Genomic DNA, 19884 nt, shown 5'->3' with positions numbered 1-19884 from the left:
TCCTCAATATAAAAATAACGTGTAAAAGAACGCATCACACGTCCTCGCTACACGTTATTTTTCAGAATACTTATTCTTCCTCATGTTCTTCTCTGTACCGAGTGACATTGTATGACAACTTCATTAAGCTTTCCGACAAATGAACATTCTCAACAATCACATCCTCCGGCAGAGACAGATCGGTATGTGCAAAATTCCAGATTGCTTTGACACCATTCTCGACCAGCATGGCTGCGACTTCAATCGCTTTTGACTTCGGAATTGTCAGGGCTGCGATTTCAATATCGTTGTTGATGACAAAATCCTTCAGTTCGTCCATCATCCGAATCGGTACGCCTCTGACGGCAACGCCTTCCAGGCGCGGATTCACATCAAACAAGCCCTTCAGGATAAACCCACGGCTCTCGAATGCGGCATAGTTGGCCAATGCCTGCCCCAGATTACCAACGCCGATAATGATAATATTATGATTCTTGTCAAGTCCAAGAATCTTACCAATCTCTGTATAAAGATATTTTACATTATATCCATATCCCTGCTGGCCAAAACCGCCGAAATTGTTCAGATCCTGCCGGATCTGTGATGCGGTTACACGCATTCTCTTACTTAGATCGTTCGATGAAATTCTTTCGACTCCACCCTCCATCAGTTCCCCAAGATATCTGTAATATCTAGGCAAGCGACCTATTACTGCTTGTGATATTTCTTTACGTTCCACGGTAATTACCCTCCAATCAAATCTATTCACTATTATATAGAATTACAGGATTAAAGTCAATTTTTTGTTGTATTTATATGCATTTTCGATATAATAAAGGTTGCAGCCTGTTAATATCACGACATAAAACTGTCCTGAAACAGCTGCAAATACGATTTATTAGGAGGAAATAATTATGATTTTAGCATGTCATAATCTGACCAAATCATTTGGCGAACAGGTCATTGTAAACAATGGTTCTTTTCATATAGAAGACAGAGAAAAAGCGGCACTTGTGGGCGTAAACGGCGCCGGAAAATCCACGATTTTGAAGATGATTATGCTGGAAGAACCCACGGATGGCGGAGACATTATCCTCACAAAGGGCCGTACCATCGGTTATCTTGCGCAGCACCAGTCCCTGCAGAGTGGAAATACCATTTTTGAGGAGGTGAAAACTGCCAAATCCGAGATTATTGAATTAGAAAAGCAGATCCGCGCCACAGAATTGGAGTTAAAAAATCTGGAGGGTGCTGAGCTGGACGCTCGTCTGCAGGCATACCACCGCATGACGGCACGTTTTGAAAACGAAAACGGATACGCCTACCAGAGTGAACTGATCGGTGTGCTCAAAGGCCTGGGATTCCCCGAGTCAGAGTTCGACAAATCGGTAGACACTCTCTCCGGCGGGCAAAAGACCCGTGTCTCTCTCGGAAAACTTCTGCTGACAAAACCGGATATTCTTCTGCTTGATGAGCCGACTAACCACCTGGATCTGAACTCTATCGCATGGCTGGAAACGTACCTCATGAACTATTCCGGTGCCGTTCTGATCGTGTCACATGACCGATATTTTATTAATCGTGTCGTCACAAAGGTTGTCGAGATCGACAACGGAGAGCTCTGCATGTTCTCCGGAAATTACAAGGATTATGCGATGAAAAAGCAGCAGATTCGTGATGCAAAGCTTAAGGAATATATGAACCAGCAGCGGGAAATCAAGCATCAGGAGGCCGTCATCGAAAAGCTTCGGTCCTTCAATCGGGAAAAATCCATCCGGCGGGCCGACAGCCGTGCCCACATGCTGGAGAAAATAGAACGAATTGAAAAGCCAGTCGAGAATAAGTCTGAGCTTCACTTTTCTCTGGAGCCCTCGACGATGAGCGGCAATGATGTCCTGACCATCGAGCATCTTTCCAAATCCTTCGATCATGAGCCACTTTTTAAGGATATCAATTTCGAGATAAAGCGGGGGGAGCATGTTGCCATTATCGGCGATAACGGCACGGGAAAAACGACACTTTTAAAGATCTTAAACGAAGTCCTTCCCGCAGACAGCGGCTCCTTCCGCCTGGGCTCCAACGTACATATCGGCTACTATGATCAGGAGCATCACGTGCTGCACAGCGATAAAAATATTTTTGATGAGATCTCGGATGATTATCCGACGCTTACTAACACACAGATTCGCAACACGCTCGCCGCTTTTCAGTTTGCCGGGGACGATGTCTACAAGATGATCCATGACCTGAGCGGCGGCGAGCGCGGCCGCGTATCGCTCGCCAAGCTGATGCTGTCAGAAGCAAACTTTCTGATTCTTGATGAGCCAACCAACCACCTGGATATCACCTCAAAAGAGATTTTGGAGAAGGCGCTCAACGATTACACAGGGACGCTGCTCTACGTTTCCCACGACCGTTACTTTATCAACCAGACAAGCTCAAGAATCCTGGAACTCGTCAATCATAATTTCGTAAATTACATCGGAAATTACGATTACTATCTCGAGAAAAAGGAAGAGCTGACAGCCGCCTATACCCAGGCACCGGAATCTGCCCAGGCCGCAGAAGCCGCAGTGTCAGATAAAGACAGCAGCAAGCTCACCTGGCAGGAACAAAAAGAACAACAGGCCCAGGAGCGCAAGCGTCAGAATGACCTGAAAAAGACAGAAGTCCGGATCGCATTGCTGGAGACCCGCAACGATGAAATAGACGATCTCATGCTCAGAGAAGAAATCTACACCAATTCCGTAAAATGTCAGGAATTGGCGCATGAGAAAACAGCAAACCATACAGAGCTTGAATCACTTTATGAAACATGGGAGACACTTGCAGAATAAAAATCAGCCTGGATAATAGATATCAAAACAAAGAATCGCCAGAACCGACATTCGTCGGAACTGGCGATTCCTAATTAGGGACTTATTTTACAGCCCCTTTTTTGTCAGGAAATAGTGACAGACCTACTCTATGCAAGTCTGCCTGCAATCGCTTTAATAAACCCTTCACTGTTGAGCACATTCGGGTTTGGATTTTTTGTGATCAAAGCAAGATCCTTTGTCATATCTCCCTCTTCAATCGTCTGAATCGTTGCCTTCTCAAGCTTATCCGCGAACTCCATCAGTTCCTGGTTACCGTCTATCTCACCGCGCTTGCGCAGAGCTCCGGACCATGCAAAGATTGTTGCGACAGAGTTGGTGGAAGTCTCTTCTCCTGCGAGATGCTTGTAATAATGTCTCTGTACGGTTCCGTGTGCCGCCTCATACTCATAATATCCGTCCGGAGAGACCAGAACAGAAGTCATCATGGCAAGAGACCCGAATGCAGACGAAATCATATCGCTCATCACATCGCCATCATAGTTCTTGCAGGCCCAGATATATCCGCCTTCTGACTTCATAACACGGGCTACAGCATCGTCAATCAGCGTGTAGAAATAGACGATACCGGCCGCCTCAAATTTCTCCTTGTACTCTTTATCAAAAATCTCCTGGAAGATGTCCTTAAATGTATGGTCATACTTTTTGGAAATGGTGTCTTTTGTCGCGAACCACAGATCCTGCTTGATATCAAGTGCATAGTTAAAGCAGCTTCTCGCAAAGCTCTCAATGGATTTATCGATATTGTGCATCCCCTGAGCCACACCCGGACCGGCAAACTCATGCACGAGCTCGCTGATTTTTGTTCCGTCCTCGCCGGTATAGACCAGTTCTACTTTTCCTGCTCCCGGCACTTTGATCTCTGTGTTTTTGTAGACATCGCCGTAGGCATGTCTTGCAATTGTGATAGGTTTTTTCCAGTTGCGGACACATGGCTCAATCCCGTCCACAACAATCGGAGCCCGGAATACGGTACCGTCCAGAATTGCACGAATGGTTCCGTTCGGGCTCTTCCACATCTCTTTCAGGTCATATTCTGTCATTCGTGCAGCGTTTGGCGTGATGGTCGCACATTTGACGGCCACACCGTATTTTTTCGTCGCATTTGCCGAATCGATGGTCACCTGATCGTTCGTCTCGTTGCGGTACTCCAGCCCGAGATCATAATATTCAGTGTTTAATTCAATGAATGGCTCCAGCAGATGGTCTTTGATCATCTTCCAGAGGATTCTGGTCATCTCATCTCCGTCCATCTCTACAATTGGGGTTGTCATTTTAATTTTTGCCATTTGATTGGTCCTCCTGATTTTTTTCGTATCCTTGTCTTCTTAGGTTCTGCATCACACGGTGTACGTGTTCGTTTGCGAGCTGCTCCGCCATATCGGCGTCCTTTTCTTTGATAGCCCGCAGAATCTGCTTATGCTCACGAATTGATTTTCTTGCCCGCTCCTCCGAGATAACGGAGGATTTTCTTGCAAGCTGCACATATTTATGAAAGTCTTTGAGCACGTGGGCCAGAATCCGGCTGTCCGAGGCCTCGTAGAGAACCGTGTGGAACTTGGCATCAAACTCCATCACCTGTTCAATATTCTGCGTGTCTTCCTTTTTGGTGTAAAATTCAGCCAGCATGATAATTTCTTCCAATTCGGTCAGCTGCTCTTCTGTGATATGTTCTGTTGCCCATCTGGCACATAAGCCCTCAAGCATAGAACGGATTGCGTAAATGTCCTTTACGTCCTTTCTCGTAATGCCGGTTACATAAGCACCTCGATTGGGGACGATGGTCACCAGACCTTCCAGTTCCAGCTGCCGGAGAGCCTCCCGCACCGGCGTCCTGCTTACCCCAAGTTCTTTGCCGATGGTATTTTCTCTCAATTCATCGTGTTCCTGATATCTTCCTTTCAAAATGTCCTCCCGGATTTTTTGAAAAACACGACCACTCAGGGAATAATCCTGATATTCCTCCATACCCTTTCCTCCAAATTATACAGTACTCCGGAATCCTCTCCCGCTTTTCTGGAACACTGCCAGATTATAGTGTGATTTTCAGCTTGTTACATGCATCATCGATCACGGCAATCAATTCGTCATCTGTGAGTACAGTGACACGCCCTTCTGCGTATTCATTGTCCACCCATGACTTCACCATGGCTACAAGTTCTGAATTTTTATCCACCTGATGCGCCGCAGACAGTTTATAGTAGGTGTTGATCCAGTGTGCGATTCCCGCAACACCGGATGTGTTGGATACGGCCACAAGTGCCGGTTTGTTCAGAAACTTGTCTGTATCAAATATATTATAGATCTCTTCATTTTTCAAGAGGCCATCCGCATGTATTCCGGCTCTTGTCACATTAAAGTTCTTTCCGACAAACGGCGTTCTGGACGGAACCCTGTATCCGATTTCTTTTTCATAGTATTCGGCAAGCTCTGTGATCACAGTGGTATCCATACCATCCAGTGTTCCTCGCAGCTGTGCATATTCAAACACCATCGCCTCCAGCGGCGTATTGCCGGTGCGCTCACCGATGCCAAACAGGGAACAGTTGACACCACTTGCACCATAGAGCCATGCGGTGGTAGAATTGCTGACTGCCTTATAAAAATCGTTGTGTCCGTGGAACTCCAGATACTCGCTCGGAACACCGGCATGTGTCATCAATCCGTAGATGATTCCCGGAACAGATCTCGGAATTACGGCACCCGGATAGTTCACCCCGTATCCCATGGTATCGCAAACCCGGATCTTTACCGGAATGTTATATTCATCCTTCAGCTTCATCAGTTCCACGCAGAACGGAATCACAAAGCCATAGATGTCCGAACGCGTGATATCCTCCAGATGACATCTCGGTGCCACACCGGTTTCAAGACATTCGCGAACGACAGAGAGATAATGGTTCATAGCCTCCCGTCTCGTCATCTTTAATTTATAGAAAATGTGATAGTCCGAGCAGCTGACCAGTATTCCGGTCTCCTTCATGCCAAGGTCTTTCACCAGTTCAAAGTCCTTCTTGCTCGCACGAATCCAGCTGGTGACCTCCGGGAACTGATACCCGCGTTCCATACATTTATAAACAGCGTCACGATCCTTCTTACTGTACAAAAAGAACTCACTCTGACGAATCTTTCCATTCGGTCCGCCCAGCTTATGAAAATAATCAAACAACGTCACGATCTGATCGGTTGTATAGGGTGCTCTGGACTGTTGTCCGTCACGGAAGGTTGTGTCTGTGATCCAGATTTCATCCGGCATGTGATGTGGTACAATTCGATCATTGAATGCGATTTTCGGAATCTCATCATAGCGGAACAAATTCCGGAAGACATTGGGGGTGTCCACATCCACAAGAGGATACATATGCTCCTCGAGCTCTAACAAATTGGTATGGTTATTTAAATAAACTTTTCTATTATCCATAGCACTCACTCCTCGATATCATTTTCGTATAATTGTATACAATTATACATCTTCTGTCAAGTACCATTTTAACGTGCTGATGTAAAAAAGAAGACTGCTTAACGCAGTCTTCCCGTCTCATATTTATTTCTTGTCATCAAAGCATGCATCAGCTGCTGATATTTGACATCGATATCTTTATCCGGAATGATAAAGTCAATGCTCTCGGCAGCGGCATCCAAAAACCCGGAGTCCAGCTGCGCGCGGTGGGACTGGATAAATTCCATTTTGTGCTCTATGGAATCAAGGTCAAGAAACTGGACAATCAGAGGAGAGACTGTTCCTTCGCCCTCTTCCAGTTCGAAGCGGCAGGCGGCCTTCACATCCGGGTATTTTTCATGATCAACCGGACTCATGAACATATCCAGCGGGCGCACATAGACTCCATGATCGCCGTAGAGTGCCTCGTAGACCACCATCTCCTCCATTGTCTCGGAGTGGTGTGCAATGGCAATGACCTTGTATCTGTTTCCCTTAAAGTGTACGTATATTTCATTCGGGCACGGTCTTTTTCGTTCCATATATTTTCTTCCCTCTAATATAATTTGGCGCTGATCAGTTTCGGGCGGAATCCTTTTTTCTCCAATGCATCAAAGATCTTCTGCTTATGTTCTGATCCGAACGCTTCTACGGTGATGCGCAGCTCCACTGCGGCGTTTCGGTTTGTGCTCACGAACTGATTGTGTTCCAATTTGATTACATTTCCTTTTTCATCTGCGATTGTCTGCGCAACCTGAACCAGTTCGCCCGGCTTGTCCGGGAGAAGCACGGATACAGAGAAGATCCGGTCTCTCTGGATCAGACCGTGCTGTACGATGGAGGACATGGTGATGACGTCCATGTTGCCGCCGCTCAGAACGCTGACAACTTTTTTCCCTTTGCAGTCCAACTGCTTTAATGCCGCAACTGTCAGCAGTCCGGAATTTTCAACGATCATCTTGTGATTCTCGACCATGTCAAGAAATGCCCCAATCAACTCGTCATCGTCTACCAGAAGGATATCGTCTACATTCTGCTGAACGTAAGGCAGGTTATTCTCGCCGACCGCCTTCACTGCGGTACCGTCTGCGATGGTGTTGGCCGAATCCAGGGAGACCACCTTTCCAGCCCTCAGTGCTGCGGTCATGCTGGCCGCTTCGGTAGGCTCAACACCGATGATTTTAATCTTAGGATTGAGCATCTTGGCGAGGGTTGAAACACCGGTAATCAGTCCGCCTCCACCGATCGGTACGAGGATGTAATCCACCGTCGGAAGTTCCTGCACAATTTCCATTGCAATGGTTCCCTGCCCTGTTGCCACTTCCAGATCGTCGAACGGGTGGATGAACGTAAATCCGTGCTCCTCTGCAAGCTTGTAAGCATATTCGCAGGCATCGTCATAGACGTCTCCGTAAAGAACCACTTCTGCGCCATAACTCTTGGTGCGGTTCACTTTGATCAGCGGTGTGATTGTCGGCATTACGATCGTTGCTTTACATCCGAATGCTTTTGCCGCATAGGCGACTCCCTGTGCATGATTTCCTGCTGACGCCGTGATCAGCCCTTTATTTCTGTCTTCCTCGGACATGGTGCTGATTTTGTAATATGCACCGCGAAGCTTATATGCACCTGTGTGCTGCATATTCTCAGGCTTCAGGTAAATCTTTCCGCCGGTCTGTTCGCTTAAAAATTCACTGTAAACCAGCTTGGTTGGATTGGTGACTCGTTTTACGATTTCGCTTGCTTCTTCAAATTTCTCTAATGTTAACATAACATATTCTCCTTTTTTTATTCCTCTTCGTTTGTATAAAATAATGCGTTCACAAAATCATCTGCGTCAAACTTCTGCAGATCATCTATGGTTTCTCCGACACCGATGTATTTGACCGGGATTCCAAGCTCTGCCTGAATTGCAATTGCGATTCCGCCTTTCGCCGTTCCGTCCATCTTGGTCAGCACGACGCCGGTAATGTCCGTCACGTCATTAAACTCCCGGGCCTGGGACAGCGCGTTCTGACCGGTTGTCGCGTCGAGAACTACCAGTGTCTCGCGGTAGGCCTCTGGATATTCCCGATCAATGACACGATTGATCTTCTTCAATTCATCCATCAGATTTTTCTTGTTATGCAGACGTCCAGCTGTGTCACAGAGTAGAACATCTGCTTTTCTTGCCTTTGCCGCCGACACGGCATCGAATACAACGGCCGCCGGGTCTGAGCCCTCCTGACCGCCAATCAGATCAGCATCTGCACGGTTTGCCCACTCCTTCAGCTGCTCTCCCGCCGCTGCACGGAATGTATCCGCTGCAGCCAAAACCACTTTTTTATTCTGTGCGCGAAGCTTTCCTGCAAGCTTTCCAATCGTAGTCGTCTTTCCGACACCGTTGACACCAATCACAAACACGACCGAGGTACGGTCCTCAAACTCATATGCGGTTTCACCGACATCCATCTGCTCTTTGATGCTGTCGATCAGAAGCTGCTTGCATGCCATCGGCTCCTTGATATGCTGCGCTTTGACCTTGTCGCGCAAGTCATCGAGAATCCGCATGGTCGCATTCACCCCGATGTCCCCCATGATCAGCGTCTCCTCCAGCTCCTCGTAAAATTCTTCATCTATTTTGCTGAACCCGGAAAAGATGCTGTCCATGCCGGATACAATATTGTCTCTGGTCTTGGTCAGCCCCGAGATCAGGCGTTTAAAGAAGCCCTCTTTTTTTGTGGATTCCTCCTGTTGGTCATCATCCGGCAGGGCATTGTCTGATTCATCCATGGATGCGGACGCGTCCTCCTCAAAGTCCTCAGATAACGAATCCTCAGATAACAAGTCTTCAAACTCCATTTCCTCGGCGTCATCCAGTGACAGATCAAAATCCTCCGCATCATCGACTGATAATTCTATTTCTTCATTTTCAAACATAGCACATTCTCCTATTGATTCGCTGCTTTTTCCATCTGATCCAATTCATCCTCGAGCAGATCCACCGATACAAGCGTCGATATGCCCTTCTCCTGCATCGTGATTCCGTATAAGCGGTCAGCCGCCGTCATGGTGCCGCGCCTATGTGTGATCACAATAAACTGCGTGTGTTTTGTGAGTTTATGCAGATACTGTGCAAATCTTGTGACATTGCTGTCATCAAGTGCTGCCTCGATCTCATCCAGAAGACAGAACGGTGATGGCTTCAGATTCTGAATTGCAAACATCAGAGAAATCGCTGTCAGCGCCTTCTCCCCACCCGACAGCTGCATCATATTCTGCAGCTTCTTGCCCGGCGGCTGTGCGATGATCCGGATTCCCGCCTCGAGAATATCTTCGTCCTCCATCAGCTCCAGAGTTCCTTTTCCACCTCCGAACAATTGTTTAAATACCACATCAAATTCTTCTGCAATGCGCGCAAACTGTTCGGTAAACTGTTTCCGCATCGCCTCATCCAGCTCCTCAATGATCTTGATTAGTGTAGCTTCTGCTTCCACCAGATCATCATGCTGGTTTTTCAAAAACTCATAGCGCTCGGAGACATTTTTGTAATCTTCGATTGCATTGACATTAACATCTCCGAGCTTGCGGATATCGTTTTTTAATTCCTGAATCCGTTTTTTCATAAATACAAGATCTGTAAGATTTTCATCCCGAAGCTCCAGCGCATGATTGAAGGTAATCTCATATTCATCCCACATGTAGTTCATGAGTTTCTCGCGGGCCTCCTCGTAGGATTCACTTCTGCTCGTGAGACGGAAACATTCCTTGTCAAGATCTGCCATATGCTTTGATAGTTCCTCACGTTTTGCGAGAAATGCTTTGTGTTTTTGGTTCAGCATATCCCGGCGCTCTGTCTGGCTGGTGATCTCACTTTGTATCTCTGTAAATAATTCTTTGGAGTTTTCGATGGTCTCTCTCAGTTCCAGAATTTTCTGCTCTTTTTCCTCAATTTCATGAGATGCATCCCCCTTGTTGGCATCCAGCGTTTCCAGCTCTGTCCGGAATTTTATCATTTCTTCACTGATACGCTCAAGGTTTTCGGAAATAAATTCGTTCTGCTGTTCTAAGCCGGCATAAGATAAATGAACCTCCTCCGAGTGCTTCATCCGGGCTGCCTCACTGGTCCGGCTCTCCTCCAGCTCCCTCTGCCACGTTTCGATCTGCTCCGACAACTCCTGCTCCAATGATTCTGAGGTTTCCAGTTCCATCTGGATAGAATCCTCATTGTCACGGATCTGTGCCAGCTGCTCGTTCAGATTGTCATCCTCCACCTGAATTGTCTGGTAAGCACGTTGGGAATCTAGCTGTCTGCGCTGGATATCTGCGAGATTCATCTTGGCGGTGTTCTGTACTACATAGGCTTTCTGCAGATCCTGCTGGATCGCATCCATTCTGCTGTAGCATTCTGCACGGCGGTCTTTTGTCTGTTCCACAACAGCCTGCAATTCGCTCATCTCCCGCTTGAGTTGTACGACTGTTTTTTCAAATTCTTCAATCTCTCTTCGTCTGCTCAGAAGATTACTGGAATTTTTGAATGCACCGCCGGTCATAGATCCGCCCGGATTGATCAATTCTCCTTCTACCGTCACGATACGAAGGCTCTGCCGATATTTTCTCGCAAGTGCGATACCGTGGTCAATCTTTTCTACTACCAGTGTGCGGCCAAGCAGCTGGTTCGCCAGATTTTTAAAACGATCCTCCACTTTGACCAGTGTGCTTGCCACACCGATGACGCCCGGTTCCTTCAGGGCAGCCGGCTGGCCGATCCCCTGATTCCCCTTCATACTGGTGAGAGGAAGAAAAGTCGCGCGTCCAAATTTATTCTGTTTCAGATATGCAATCATCTTTTTGGCGGTGTCTTCATTATCTGTTACGATATTCTGGATACTTCCCCCCAGTGCCGTCTCAATTGCAATCTCATAATCCTTGTCCACCTTTACGATATCCGCCACAACGCCAAGAAGCCCTTTTTCTTTGTCTTTGTTGCTCATGACACGGCGGATGCTGTTGCCGTATCCATCATATCGCTCTGTGATGTTTTTCAGGGATTCCAGCCTGGAAGACTCTCTGTGGTATGCAGTCTGCCCGATTCGCAGCTTCTCCTGATGGTCGTTCAGCTCCTTCTGCAGATGCGCAATGCGCTGTTCGTTTTCGGATATTTCATCCGTATAGGACGTAATTTCCTGATTAACTGTCCCCAGTGCCGCCTCATGCTCTGCAAGAATTTCCTTTTGTCTGGATGCCTCGCTCGCAATCTCGACCAGCTTCTGGCTGATCTCGGCCTTGCGGATTTTCATCTGCTCCATCGTGGTGTCAAAATGCTGAATCTTTGCCTTTGTCGAAGCACGGTTGTTCAACAACTCCATGATATCGGTTTTATTCTTTTCCATAGATGTCGACAGCTCTGCAATTCTCGTCTGCAGTTCAATCAGCTCCTGCTGTGCCTGCTGATCCTTCTGTGTCATCTGCGCAAGCTGTGCCCGGATTGCAGTCTGCTCTGTTTCGAGATCCGCCTTAGCCTTCTCACGGGATGCAAGCTCTGCGTGAATCGTATTGGAACGGTTGTCATAATGCTCGTCGTTCATCTGTACCGTATGGATCTGCTCTTTCAGCAGCTCAATCTGACTTTCGAGCTGTTGCTTGAGAAGCGTTGTTTCATTTAGCTGTCGTTTTGCTTTTTCAATAGAAACATTGATGCCTTCGACTTCCTCCTCAATGCTCTCATACTCTGTTTTGGTATTCTCATATTTCCGTGTGGTGTCCTCCAGCTCTGTATTGGCAATCTGCAGCTTCTCCTCCGTATCCGCAGTCTGCTCTTTGATTCTGGCAGCCTCCAGAAGAAACATATTAATATCGTAGGTCTTCAGCTCTTCTTTTTTTCGGAGAAATTCACGGGCTACCACAGACTGCCGTTCCAACGGACCAATCTGCTTCTCCAGTTCCGACAGAATATCATTCACACGAACAAGATTGCTCCGCTCATCCTCCAGTTTTTTGACCGACATATTCTTGCGGCGCTTGAACTTGACGATGCCGGCAGCCTCGTCAAAGAGCTCACGGCGCTCCTCCGGCTTTCCACTCAAAATCTTCTCAATCTGGCCCTGTCCGATAATCGAGTAGCCCTCTTTACCGATACCCGTATCATAGAACATCTCATTGATGTCCTTCAGTCTGCAGGCAGCTCCATTGATCAGATACTCACTTTCACCGGAACGGTAAAGCTTTCTGGTGACGGTGATCTCCTCATATTCCATGGCGAGCTTGTGATCAGAATTGTCCAGTGTAATTGCCACAGAAGCATAACTGAGCGGCTTTCGGTTCTCTGTTCCGGAGAAAATGACATCCTGCATTGATCCGCCGCGCAGCTGTTTTACGCGCTGCTCCCCAAGCACCCAGCGGACCGCATCGGCAACATTGCTCTTTCCGCTCCCGTTCGGTCCCACAATTCCGGTGATTCCATTATGAAATTCAAATTTGATTCGGTTGGCAAAGGACTTAAATCCCTGAACCTCAATGCTTTTTAAATACATGAAACACCTATTTTAACTTTCTTTTCTAAGTTGCAGAATCGCCTTGTACGCCGCTTCCTGCTCCGCGGCCTTCTTTGTTCTCCCCACACCGGTTCCATAGCTTTTATCACCGATATGAAGCTCGATATAAAAGGATTTGTCGTGATCAGGGCCTTCCTCTTTTGCAAGGTGATATGTGATGGCTCCGCCCTCTCCCGCCTGAACAATTTCCTGTAAGATAGTCTTGCTATCATAAAAGAGTTTTTTGTCTTCCAGATCCTTTAAAATGTACTGGTTGATAAACTCTTTTGCATTAGTAAAACCACCGTCAAGATAGATTGCACCGATCAGGGCCTCCAGCGCATCGCTCGTGATCGATTCCCGCAGCCTTCCTCCGGTTGCATCCTCGCCCTTTCCAAGCAGCAGATAGTCTCCCAGCTGAATCTCCCTTGCGCAGAATGCCAATGCGGGTTCGCAGACCATGCTGGCTCTCGTCTTTGTCAGTTCTCCCTCGGACACCCTCGGATTCTCCAAAAACAGAAATTCGCTGGATACAAGCTCCAGCACCGCATCCCCGAGAAATTCAAGCCGCTCGTTACACTTAAACTTTTCCATGTGTTTTTCATTTGTGTAGGAGCTGTGCATCATCGCCCGTTTCATCAGGGAAAAATCATGAAAACGATATCCGATTTTTTCTTCTAATTCATTTAATTTGCTCATTCATTCCACCCGTCTTCACAAATTCATGTGATTTCTACGTAAACGAAAAAGCCCTTAACGGGCTTTTTCTAAATATGTTCTTAGTTTGTTGCTGTTCTAATACGTTCCACAGCGTCCTGTACTGTAACAATCTTCTCAGCCTCATCATTATCAATCTCGATATCAAACTCTTCTTCAATCCCCATGATGATCTGGAAAATATCCAGTGAGTCTGCTCCGAGGTCGTCCACAAATGTTGTATCCGGAGTGATCTTATCTTTTGATACGTTTAAGACATCCGCAATAATTTCCTGCATCTTTTCAAATTCCATAATTTTTCTCCTTTATCACTGTTTGAAATTTTATTGTTCTTCGACTGTTGTTCCAAGACAAGCTGTAATTTTTTCATTAATCTTCTGCTCTTTAAATGTTATGCACTGAATCAGGGAATTGCTGATTTCTTTTGCCGTAGAGCTGCCGTGTGTCTTCACGACAAGTCCTTTACAGCCGAGCAGCGGTGCGCCGCCGTACTCAGACGCATCAAATGTTTTTAAAGTGGCCTTCAGGGCCGGTTTTATCAGCAGTGCTCCTATTTTAGTCTTGAGTGACGACATAAGTCCTTCTTTGATCTTGCCGATCAGCGTACTTCCGACACCTTCATATAATTTCAGAATTACATTGCCGACAAAGGCTTCACATACAACCACATCTGCGCCGCCATGCGGTATTTCTCTCGCCTCAATACTTCCGGTAAAATTAAGTCCTTCGCATTCCTTCAGCTGCGGAAATGTCTCTTTGACAAGGGCATTGCCCTTCTCCTCCTCCACGCCGATATTCACGATTGCGACTCTTGGATTCCTGATTCCCACGACATGCTCCATATAAATAGAACCCATCTGCGCGAACTGGATCAGATGGGATGCTCTGGCATCCACGTTGGCTCCACAATCCACAAGCAGAGAAACACCGTTCTCTGTCGGAATCAATGAAGCGAGGGGTGGTCTTTCCACACCGCGGATACGGCCGACTATGGTTTGTCCGCCGACCAGAATGGCTCCGGAACTTCCTGCAGAAACAAACGCGTCCGCCTCCCCGCTCTTCACCATCTTCATTGCAACAACGATGGAAGAATCCTTTTTTCGGCGGATAGCCACTACCGGCGGTTCTCCCGTCTCGATGATCTCACTTGCCTCGACAATTTCTATTTGATCTTCCCGGTAGCTTTTGCCCTCGAGTTCCCTGCTGATTTTATCCTTCTGTCCCACAAGAAACACTTTCAGGTCTGCTCTGCGTGCTACCGCGTCCAGTGCACCTTTCACAATTTCCGACGGAGCGTTGTCTCCACCCATCGCGTCCAGCGCAACTTTTGTTATCTCTGTCATTCACTTTCCTCCTAGCACTAACTAAACATAATTCTACTAAACATCACTGTAAAATGCAATAAAAAAAGACGTAAAACACAAAGTTTTTACGTCTTCTTCTGCTTACATTAGTCCTGAGCAATAATTTCTTTTTTGTTGTAAGATCCACAAGACTTGCAGACTCTGTGTGGCATCATTAATTCGCCGCATTTGCTGCATTTTACCAAGTTCGGAGCAGTCATTTTCCAGTTTGCTCTTCTTTTATCTCTTCTACCTTTAGAAGATTTATTCTTTGGACAGATTGACATAGGTTACACCTCCTTAAAATTCTTAAATACATCTTGGATAACTGACATTCTGGGGTCAAGACCGGTATCTTCACAATCACAGGTCCCCTTGTTTAGGTTCTGACCACATATGCTGCAAATTCCTTTACAGTTTTCGCTGCATAGAACTTTCATCGGCCATCCTATCAAAATCTCATTATAGAGTAATTTGTCTACGTCAAGATTATATCCATCGATATAATTTTTTTCATCGAATTCTTTTTGTGTATCAACAAGTTCGGGATTCAGATCCACATTCTTTGCGAAGTCGAAGTGAAAAGCTTTATCCACCTCTTCCAGGCATCGATCACACGGAACTGCAATTACGAGATCCGTCAGACCTCTGATCATTAATTCGGAATCCTTTACATGTTCAACCACGATGTGAACCAGATTCTTTGATACGATCTCATAGCGGCCAAAAGGCGCCTCGAAAACGGTCATATCTACAGCCACATCCTTTTCAATTGTTTTATGCTGTTCAGATAAAACATCAGACAGGTTTATCAACATAGTAATCTCTCCTATACTTCCCTTGCCATACCTAAACTATTATATCATGCAAAATGCATTTGTCAATACTAATGTCAAGAAAATCGATTGTTTTTTCAATTGTTTGTCCGGCGACTTCCCACACGCACAAAAATGCATGAAAACATGCATTTTTGCGCTCACGGTACTCACCGTGCAGGATGTGAATTATTTGGTAAGAGCAAGTGTCTCTTCAGCGATTGCAAGCTCTTCGTTTGTCGGAATGACGAAAACTTTTACTTTGGAATCTGCAGCAGAAATCATAACTTCCTCTCCACGGATCTTGTTTTTCTCATCGTCGATTGTGATTCCAAGATACTGTAAATGATCACAGATCATCTTTCTTGTCTTTCCATCGTTCTCTCCGAGTCCGCCTGTGAATGTGATGGCATCCACACCGTTCATCAATGCAACATAGCCACCGATGTATTTCAGAAGTCTGTGACGGAATGCTGCATTTGCCGCTTTTGCACGTACATTTCCCTCTGCTTCTGCATTGGCCACATCACGGAAATCACTGGATACTCCGGACATTCCGAGAATACCTGATTTTTTGTTGAGGATGTTCAGCACTTCATCAACAGTCTTTCCCTCTTTGTTCATGATAAACTGAACAACAGCCGGATCCACATCACCACTTCTGGTTCCCATGATCAGACCCTCCAAAGGAGTAAGTCCCATACTGGTGTCTACACATTTGCCATTGATGGATGCGGAGATACTTCCGCCGTTTCCGAGGTGACATACGATTACTTTTCTGCCTGACTCAGGAAGCTTGCCAAATTCGATGGTTCTTCCAGATACAAACTTATGGCTCGTTCCGTGGAATCCATAACGGCGGATGCTGTACTTCTCATAGTACTCATAAGGAATTGCATAGAGATAAGCCTCCTCTTCCATTCCCTGACCGAAAGCTGTATCAAATACTGCTACATTCGGTGTTCCTGGCATTGCAGCCTCACAAGCTTCGATTCCCATCAGGTTCGCAGGATTGTGAAGTGGTCCAAGTTCAAAATACTCTCTGATTACTCTCTTCACATCATCATTGACAATGATGGAATCGCTGTATGTGCTTCCACCGTGAAGTACACGATGTCCCACTGCAGCTACTTCATTCACGTCCGCAATCACACCATGTTCCGGGCTTACCAGCGCATCCATAACGAGCTTCACAGCCACTTCATGAGTTGGCATAGGACTCTCTACAACATATTTCTCCTTTCCTGCCGGTTCGTGTGTCAGCTTTGAACCTTCGATGCTGATTCTTTCACAGAGGCCTTTCGCCATTACTGTGTTGCTCGTCATATCAAATAACTGATATTTCAATGATGAGCTTCCGCAATTCAATACTAGAATTTTCATTTCTTCTTACCCTCTCTTTTCTTTTTTGTTTTTTATTTTATTAAGAAGGTACTTTAAAGTTTGCGCTGAAAAGTACCTCCTCAAAAAATTCATATTAAATTTGTAAATGCGCTCTTAATTGCTATGCTTATTACTTAGTTTGTTGTTTTGCTTATCGCTTCGTTTTCTTCGGAGAACAAGAAAACTGTCTGCTCCTGCTGTTACTTTCCAGCAGCCTGTACCGCTGTGATCGCAATAACACCTTCGATATCTTTGGCGCTGCATCCGCGGGATAAATCATTAACCGGCGCTGCGATTCCCTGCGTCATCGGTCCGTATGCTTCTGCTTTGGCAAGTCTCTGCACAAGTTTGTAGCCGATGTTGCCTGCATCCAGATCCGGAAATACCAGAACGTTAGCCTGTCCAGCCACTTTGCTGTCCGGTGCTTTGGATGCACCGACTTCCGGTACAATTGCAGCGTCGAGCTGAAGCTCTCCGTCAACCAAAAGGCCAGGATAAGTTTCTTTTGCGATTCTGGCAGCTTCCGCCACCTTATCAACATCTGCATGTTTTGCACTTCCTTTGGAGGAATGTGAAAGCAGAGCAACTCTTGGCTCCTTGCCGACCAGTTCCCTGAACGATTCCGCTGCAGTTCCTGCAATCGCAGCAAGCTTTTCGGAATCCGGGTTCTGTTCCAGTCCACAGTCAGAGAATACGAAAGTTCCGTTCTCTCCCATAGTACAATCCGGAACTACCATAACGAAAAATGAAGATACTAATTTTGTTCCTGGTTTTGTCTTTAAAATCTGAAGGCTGGGTCTCAGTGTGTCCGCTGTTGAGTGACATGCACCGGAAACCATACCGTCTGCATCTCCCATCTTCACCATCATGACACCGTAATATGTATAATTTCCAAGCATGATTTCTCTTGCTTTTTCTTCTGTCATACCTTTTGCCTTGCGGAGTTCCACAAATTTTTCAATATAAGCCTCTGTTTTATCGCTTGTTGCCGGATCAACGATGGCAGCACCTGTGATGTCGTATCCCTGCCCGTATTTTGCCACTTCCTCTTCACTTCCGATCAGGATAATGTTCGCTGTTCCTTCCTTTAATACTGCTTCCACAGCTGCATATGTTCTTTTGTCTTCTGTCTCCGGAAGAACGATCGTCTTCTTGTTTGACTTTGCTCTTGCCTTGATTTCATCAATAAATCCCATGATTCGTATCCACCTTTCAAATTTTTCTCAATATTTATATTATAGCGCAAATAAATATTGTATACAAGAGGATTCCTTGTGTATTTAAAAAAACAATATCACAAAATCCATGACTTAAAAGTGATAGAATCTTGCAATATTCTTCGCTTTATGCCGAAAAAAATCTATGTTTTTGCAAGTTATGCTTGCCATACTGTCATTTGTTATGCTAAAATGACAGCGGTATGTTGAAATCAGCAGAATTGTTCAAATAAGTCTTTGAACAGTTGCACATTATTTTATTTTCAGGAGGATGTATCTATGAAACCCTACAGTCAGTTAAGTAAAGATGAATTGTTATCCATGAGATCAGAATTGGAAGTGAAGTTCAATGAGGTAAAAGCAAAGGGGCTGTCCCTCGACATGTCCCGCGGAAAGCCGGCGGCTGCCCAGCTCAATCTTTCAAACGGTATGATGGATGTTTTAAATAGTCAGTGTGATTTAAAGAGCGAGGAAGGCGTTGACTGCCGTAACTATGGAAGCCTTGACGGCATCAAGGATGCCAAACGACTGCTCGCCGATATGTCGGAAGTCAGCATGGATAAAGTAATCATTTATGGAAACTCCAGTCTGAATGTTATGTTTGACACTGTCTCAAGATGTATGACACACGGTGTTCTTGGCCACACACCATGGTGCAGGCTCGACAAGGTAAAGTTTTTATGTCCTGTTCCTGGCTATGACAGACATTTCGGAATTACTGAATATTTTGGAATAGAGATGGTCAATGTCCCAATGCTCCCAACCGGACCGGACATGGATATCGTAGAAAAATTAGTCAGCGAGGATGATTCTATCAAAGGAATCTGGTGTGTTCCGAAGTATTCCAATCCACAGGGAATCTCTTATTCAGACGAGACAGTCAGAAGATTCGCACATCTGAAGCCGGCTGCTCCTGATTTCCGGATTTTCTGGGATAATGCTTATTCCATCCATCATCTTTATGATGATGATCCGGATGTGATTCTGGAACTGCTGGAAGAATGTGAAAAAGCAGGAAACCCAGATCTGGTGTATAAATTTATCTCCACCTCCAAGGTGAGTTTCCCTGGTTCTGGTGTTGCTGCGGTTGCTGCTTCCAGTGCCAACCTGGCTGATTTCAAAAAACACATGAAATACCAGACCATCGGACACGATAAGTTAAACCAGCTTCGTCACGTACGTTTCTTCAAAGATATGGATGGAATGCGCGAGCACATGCGCAAGCACGCTGCGATCCTTCGTCCGAAGTTTGAAGCGGTACTCCAGGTACTTGACAGCGAACTCACAGGGCTGGAAATCGGAAACTGGATTGCTCCGAAGGGTGGTTATTTTATTTCCTTTGACGCGCTGGACGGCTGTGCAAAGGCAATCGTTGCAAAAGCGAAAGAAGCAGGCCTGGTTATGACCGGTGCCGGTGCGACGTTCCCTTACGGAAAGGATCCTGCGGACAGCAATATCCGTATTGCACCATCCTTCCCTACGCCGGAAGAACTTGCAATTGCGGCTGATATCTTCGTAACCAGTGTAAAACTGGTAAGCATTGATAAACTTCTGGAAAATAAATAAAGCTCCTCAGGCAGAAACAAAAGACATCCTCTTGTTT

The 19884-nt window shown here is 46.0% G+C and carries 17 protein-coding genes; 2 read left to right on the top strand and 15 right to left on the bottom strand.

Features of this window, described 5'->3' with window-relative positions; all coding sequences use genetic code 11:
* Positions 1–70: 70 nt before the first annotated feature.
* Positions 71–718, bottom strand: a complete 648-nt coding sequence (locus tag BUB85_RS08855) for a redox-sensing transcriptional repressor Rex (RefSeq protein WP_073108764.1) — start codon at positions 716–718, stop codon at positions 71–73.
* A gap of 175 nt (positions 719–893) precedes the next feature.
* Here BUB85_RS08855 and abc-f point away from each other — a divergent pair, with 175 nt between their 5' ends.
* Positions 894–2816, top strand: coding sequence for a ribosomal protection-like ABC-F family protein (abc-f, locus tag BUB85_RS08850; protein ID WP_073108761.1), 1923 nt, complete (start codon positions 894–896; stop codon positions 2814–2816).
* A gap of 128 nt (positions 2817–2944) precedes the next feature.
* On the opposite strand, the gene BUB85_RS08845 is transcribed toward abc-f, so the two are convergent.
* The 14 genes from BUB85_RS08845 to pta all read right to left on the bottom strand — a co-directional run bounded on the left by BUB85_RS08845 (position 2945) and on the right by pta (position 18260).
* A complete protein-coding gene (locus BUB85_RS08845) occupies positions 2945–4144 on the bottom strand; it encodes an NADP-dependent isocitrate dehydrogenase (protein WP_073108758.1) in 1200 nt (399 codons plus the stop codon).
* Positions 4131–4823, bottom strand: a complete 693-nt coding sequence (locus BUB85_RS08840; RefSeq protein WP_073108755.1) for a GntR family transcriptional regulator — start codon at positions 4821–4823, stop codon at positions 4131–4133. The genes BUB85_RS08845 and BUB85_RS08840 overlap by 14 nt, the downstream gene beginning before the upstream one ends.
* A gap of 64 nt (positions 4824–4887) precedes the next feature.
* On the bottom strand, positions 4888–6276 hold the full coding sequence (locus BUB85_RS08835; protein ID WP_073108752.1) for a beta/alpha barrel domain-containing protein: 1389 nt from the start codon (positions 6274–6276) through the stop codon (positions 4888–4890).
* A 98-nt stretch (positions 6277–6374) separates the two neighbouring features.
* On the bottom strand, positions 6375–6836 hold the full coding sequence (locus tag BUB85_RS08830) for a DUF1653 domain-containing protein (protein WP_073108749.1): 462 nt from the start codon (positions 6834–6836) through the stop codon (positions 6375–6377).
* Positions 6837–6850: 14 nt separating this feature from the next.
* Positions 6851–8065, bottom strand: coding sequence for a threonine ammonia-lyase (ilvA, locus tag BUB85_RS08825; RefSeq protein ID WP_073108746.1), 1215 nt, complete (start codon positions 8063–8065; stop codon positions 6851–6853).
* Between the two features lie 17 nt (positions 8066–8082).
* On the bottom strand, positions 8083–9066 hold the full coding sequence (gene ftsY / locus BUB85_RS08820; RefSeq protein ID WP_207648934.1) for a signal recognition particle-docking protein FtsY: 984 nt from the start codon (positions 9064–9066) through the stop codon (positions 8083–8085).
* A 158-nt stretch (positions 9067–9224) separates the two neighbouring features.
* Complete coding sequence (gene smc / locus BUB85_RS08815; RefSeq protein ID WP_073108739.1) at positions 9225–12806, bottom strand: chromosome segregation protein SMC; 3582 nt, start codon at positions 12804–12806, stop codon at positions 9225–9227.
* Positions 12807–12818: 12 nt separating this feature from the next.
* Complete coding sequence (gene rnc / locus BUB85_RS08810; RefSeq protein ID WP_073108736.1) at positions 12819–13505, bottom strand: ribonuclease III; 687 nt, start codon at positions 13503–13505, stop codon at positions 12819–12821.
* An 80-nt stretch (positions 13506–13585) separates the two neighbouring features.
* Entirely contained in the window at positions 13586–13816 is a 231-nt protein-coding gene (acpP, locus tag BUB85_RS08805; RefSeq protein ID WP_073108733.1) for an acyl carrier protein, read from the bottom strand.
* 30 nt (positions 13817–13846) lie between these two features.
* Positions 13847–14866 carry a phosphate acyltransferase PlsX gene (gene plsX / locus BUB85_RS08800; protein ID WP_073108730.1) on the bottom strand — a complete coding sequence of 340 codons (1020 nt, stop codon included), beginning with the start codon at positions 14864–14866 and terminating at the stop codon, positions 13847–13849.
* Positions 14867–14973: 107 nt separating this feature from the next.
* Positions 14974–15153 (bottom strand): 50S ribosomal protein L32, encoded by a 180-nt coding sequence (gene rpmF, locus BUB85_RS08795; protein WP_073108727.1) that lies wholly within the window; start codon positions 15151–15153, stop codon positions 14974–14976.
* A 3-nt stretch (positions 15154–15156) separates the two neighbouring features.
* A complete protein-coding gene (locus BUB85_RS08790; RefSeq protein WP_073108722.1) occupies positions 15157–15684 on the bottom strand; it encodes a YceD family protein in 528 nt (175 codons plus the stop codon).
* Positions 15685–15870: 186 nt separating this feature from the next.
* Positions 15871–17064 (bottom strand): acetate/propionate family kinase, encoded by a 1194-nt coding sequence (locus BUB85_RS08785; protein WP_073108715.1) that lies wholly within the window; start codon positions 17062–17064, stop codon positions 15871–15873.
* A 200-nt stretch (positions 17065–17264) separates the two neighbouring features.
* Positions 17265–18260 carry a phosphate acetyltransferase gene (pta, locus tag BUB85_RS08780; RefSeq protein ID WP_073108708.1) on the bottom strand — a complete coding sequence of 332 codons (996 nt, stop codon included), beginning with the start codon at positions 18258–18260 and terminating at the stop codon, positions 17265–17267.
* 300 nt (positions 18261–18560) lie between these two features.
* Between pta and BUB85_RS08775 the strand changes: the two genes are divergently transcribed.
* Positions 18561–19847: a PLP-dependent aminotransferase family protein gene (locus BUB85_RS08775; RefSeq protein ID WP_073108701.1), complete on the top strand. Its 1287-nt coding sequence runs from the start codon at positions 18561–18563 to the stop codon at positions 19845–19847.
* Positions 19848–19884 lie beyond the last annotated feature (37 nt).

Origin of the sequence: Hespellia stercorisuis DSM 15480, assembly GCF_900142165.1 — a bacterium.
GTDB classification, from domain to species: Bacteria; Bacillota; Clostridia; order Lachnospirales; family Lachnospiraceae; genus Hespellia; species Hespellia stercorisuis.
The sequence above is the reverse complement of the archived record's forward strand: the minus strand, read 5'-3'. Positions and strand labels throughout refer to the sequence as shown.